Below are 3,871 nucleotides of genomic sequence, written 5' to 3' on the forward strand. Positions count from 1 at the left end.
TATTTGTTTCTGTCGCTGATACTGGTGCAGGAGGCAAAGATCAATTTGCTGTAGCTGAAGCTATGGGGCGTTATTTTTTAAAATATCCTTTTGACTTTGTAATTCTTGGTGGGGATAATATTTATGAAGATGGAGAAATTGAAAAAATAGAAGATGTTTTTGAGAAACCATATAAATTTTTATTAGAAAAAGAAGTTAAATTTTATGCCTGTCTGGGCAACCACGATATTCGTACTGAAAATGGAGACTTGGAACTCAAATATCCAGGTTTTAATATGGCAGGAAGATACTATACTTTTCAGTATCACCCAATTCAATTTTTTGCCTTAGATACTAATATTAATGCTGACTGGGAAACCGAATTAAAATGGTTAGAAAAAGAATTGAGTAACAGTGAAGCAACTTGGAAAATAGTCTTTGGTCATCATCCAATTTATTCCTCTGGAATGTATGGGTTAAATGAATATTTTATTCAAACTTTAACACCTCTATTTAAAAAATATGGGGTTCAGCTTTATATTAATGGGCATGAACATGACTATGAAAGAACTAGCTCAATTAATGGTACTACCTATTTAATTTGTGGCGCGGGTGGAAAACAACGCCCTGTCGGAAAATCAGAGTGGACTGAATATTCTACAAGTGATTTTAGTTTTGCTGCTTTTGATGTTTATGAAGACCGCATCATTGTTAAAGGTATTGATGTAAATAATCATGTTTTTGACGAAGGTATAATTAAGCTTAGTTGAAGTAAATTTTATACTAGAAGAAATAGGAGTCAGGAGTCATACCAAATTGCTAAATGTTTGCTACAAATAGTTAGGGTATTTATTCTAATTTAGAATTTAGAATGCAGAATGCAGAATGGATAGATTTAATACCATTTTTGATGTTTAAAATTACCTTTTTCGTGAAACAGACTTTATCTGAAAGTATTTTTATGGTGCTCATTATTCGTAACATTCTTTTTTCAAAATGGTATCAGAAGGAAAGAAAGAAAAAGAAAGAGGAATAGAAGGAGAAAGTTTTTTGGTCCTGTAAAGGTCATGGAATTCTATCACGCTCTTATCCGGACATAATATCATACCTCAAACTACCAACGCCCAATTTTACTTTGAATTATAAAGCGATTGATTGATTACTGAAAATAAAAAAGCTTTAAAAGTGCAAACTTGCCAGTGATATTTCGGTTTTTAGGTATTCAGCGACCGCCTGTAATTTGAAAATATTTTCAAATGATGAAAAAATTACATATCACCCCGTAATGATGCAACGCCTTTTTATCATTAGACATCTGGTGAAAATTCAAAATCAAATCAATTATTATCCATAAATTATCAATTACTCCCCTCCTGGGAGGGGGAGGGGCGAGGGGTGGGTTCCCTGTTCCCTGTTGCCTCTTTTCTGGAGATGTCTACTAATTTAAGACGGACATGATATAAATATTTATCCCCCAATTTTTTACTATTCAACCTTCATTTGGAGGCATTTCCTTATTTGTAAATCGCTGAATTATAATTTGTATAGCTAAGGCGATTAAACCTAAAGTAACCATCGCACACATACAAGTAGCGAAAGCAATAACTCCCACCACTAAAGCACGCACAGCAGTCGAAATATTCACCACAAAAACATTATCTGAAATAATAGGTTTATTAGCAAATGTCTCAGAAATAGATTTCATTAACATATAGGCAAGTGTGGCTAATCCACCAGCAATTATCGCACTAGCCAAACATTGTAAAGGATTGACATTTGAAGTAGATTTTTCTTGAGATTTAGGAGTTAAATTTGTCATATATTTTGAATAGTTGAAGTCAGAATAAAAATTGTTTGTAACTATAATAGAGAACATGGAATAGGAAATAGTTGGAAAAACATTGCCTAGCCTAATATCGATGGTCAGTATAAATCCTAACAGGTCTGGCTATTGCTATATTAGAATTATGGGAAAAATGAAAATTAAATATAGCAGTTTATAACTTGGCAAAATAAAATACAGATTTCTAGAGTTTTCAACAACAACAAACAGAGAATAATAGTTATTAATTATTGCCAATTCAAAGTATTATATGTTCCTTCTACCTTCTACGTCCTGCCCTCTTCCCTCTTCAATGGGCAATAGTAATGCCACTAGAGTTAAACTGTGCTATCCAGAATTCTAGACCGGGGTCAGCCATTTTTGCTTTTACTGTGGCCTCAACTTCCTGTGCTTGAGCAAGAGATTCTGTCAAAGCAAATATAGTAGGTCCAGACCCCGACATCATAGCTCCTAAAACATTTTGGGAGGCAAAAGCTTCTCTTAATTTTAATAATTGCGGATATTCTGGTAAAGCCACCTTTTCTAAATCGTTGTGCAATAGTTTACCAATTTCTATATTGTCTTGGTGAGCGATCGCTGAAACCATTGGTCCAGAATGTACTCTTTGTATACTATTTTCCCGAGCTTCAGTATCATCAATATAAGTATGACCGAATTCTTGACGATAAGTGCGATAACTCCAGGGTGTAGAAATAGAGAGATTCTTGTATTTAGCCAAAACCACATAAAGTTGGTCTAAATTTGGTAGTGGGGAGAGAACTTCGCCACGTCCAGTTGCCAATGCTGTACCGCCACTAATACAAAAAGGAACATCTGAACCCAACTGTGCCCCCAACTCTTGCAACTCTCCCTGAGTTAAACCAAGTTCCCACATTAAATCTAATCCCACTAATACTGCTGCTGCATCTGTGGAACCTCCTGCTAACCCTGCTGCTACAGGAATCTGCTTATTGATAGTAATTTCAACGCCACCGTACCTGGCAAATACATCTGGAAATTGTTTACCGAGCAAGGAAGCTGCTCGGTAAGCAATATTGTCAGCATCAGCAGGAACCAGAGGATGTTCGCATCGAACCACAATAGTTTCAATTCCAATGGCACGAATATCTATTCTGTCTGCAAGACTAATGCTTTGCAAAACCATTGCTAATTCGTGATAACCATCTGGGCGATCGCCTATAATTTCCAGATACAGATTGATTTTAGCAGGAGCAATTAATGAATAGGAGCGCATTTTAGCTAGTTTAGTATTAGATATTTTAACTCGAAGGAAGTAAAGGAAAAGGTTAATTTTTTGACCAAAATCATCTCTAGCTACTTCCAAGTGGCAAGAATTTATATTCCTAAGGTTCTTACTTTACTTTAATTATTATAATTTATAAGTTTATTGATTAAATATCAATAGACATTTCCTCCAAAAGAGGGAGTAGGGAGTAGGGGGAAATAATTGATAATTATTGATAATTCATGTGCGATAGTTGATTTTATTTTTCTTTTTTACGATCGCCAGATGTCTAATAGTTTATAAAAAAGTGCTAATGATAGTTATTCTGCCTGATTAAAAGCTGCAAAAAATTTACCCAGCTAGCATCTCTAAAACTGGATATATTCCCCGGTCATAACTATCTTGATTTCGCTTAATAAACCATAATCAAAATCTTCTTATCCCTTGTTTCTACTCCCTATCCCAATATCTATGAGACATGATACTAATCAGATTTTTTCAGTTTAGATGGTGAAATAGGTAGATCGTTTAGTGGAGGATAATCAGGAGAATCTCCCACTAATTCAGCTAATGCTTCTGACATGGCTTTCGGGTCCATAAATAGAACCTTAGAATTAGCACTTTCACTTAATTTCTGATTAGTTTCTAAATATCTTTGAGCAATCAGAAATTGCATAAATTCTGGACTATCTGGGCGCAAATTTAAAATTTTGGAAAGAACCTCTATAGACTCTGCTTGTCCTTGAGCTTTAGCAATAGCAGCTCTTTTTTCTCCCTCTGCTTGTTCAAGCATAGCTTTTTTCTCACTTAAAGCTACCCTTTCC

At 34.9% G+C, this 3,871-nt stretch carries 4 protein-coding genes and 1 pseudogene; 1 reads left to right on the plus strand and 4 read right to left on the minus strand.

Features of this window, described 5'->3' with window-relative positions; genetic code table 11:
- Positions 1-749: metallophosphoesterase (locus F6K13_RS22735; RefSeq protein WP_287288464.1), on the plus strand; the 749-nt coding region annotated here is incomplete at its 5' end.
- Positions 750-1,337: 588 nt separating this feature from the next.
- Here the strand turns inward: F6K13_RS22735 and F6K13_RS22740 are convergent.
- From F6K13_RS22740 to F6K13_RS22755, 4 genes and pseudogenes are all read right to left on the minus strand, one after another.
- Positions 1,338-1,472: a hypothetical protein gene (locus F6K13_RS22740; protein WP_287288466.1), complete on the minus strand. Its 135-nt coding sequence runs from the start codon at positions 1,470-1,472 to the stop codon at positions 1,338-1,340.
- Positions 1,469-1,798, minus strand: coding sequence for a DUF3082 domain-containing protein (locus F6K13_RS22745; protein ID WP_124145336.1), 330 nt, complete (start codon positions 1,796-1,798; stop codon positions 1,469-1,471). The genes F6K13_RS22740 and F6K13_RS22745 overlap by 4 nt, the downstream gene beginning before the upstream one ends.
- Positions 1,799-2,111: 313 nt before the next feature.
- Positions 2,112-3,056 carry a 4-(cytidine 5'-diphospho)-2-C-methyl-D-erythritol kinase gene (gene ispE, locus F6K13_RS22750; RefSeq protein WP_124145362.1) on the minus strand — a complete coding sequence of 315 codons (945 nt, stop codon included), beginning with the start codon at positions 3,054-3,056 and terminating at the stop codon, positions 2,112-2,114.
- 475 nt (positions 3,057-3,531) lie between these two features.
- Positions 3,532-3,871 (minus strand): annotated as a pseudogene (locus tag F6K13_RS22755) (hypothetical protein); the annotation flags it as partial.

It is taken from the genome of Okeania sp. SIO2B9 (genome assembly GCF_010672505.1).
GTDB lineage: Bacteria > Cyanobacteriota > Cyanobacteriia > Cyanobacteriales > Microcoleaceae > Okeania > Okeania hirsuta.

Bases quoted from the DNA above. Each gene is read 5' to 3' on its own strand.
- F6K13_RS22745 (WP_124145336.1), bottom strand. From the start codon at position 1,798: ATGACAAATTTAACTCCTAAATCTCAAGAAAAATCTACTTCAAATGTC.
- ispE (WP_124145362.1), bottom strand. From the start codon at position 3,056: ATGCGCTCCTATTCATTAATTGCTCCTGCTAAAATCAATCTGTATCTG.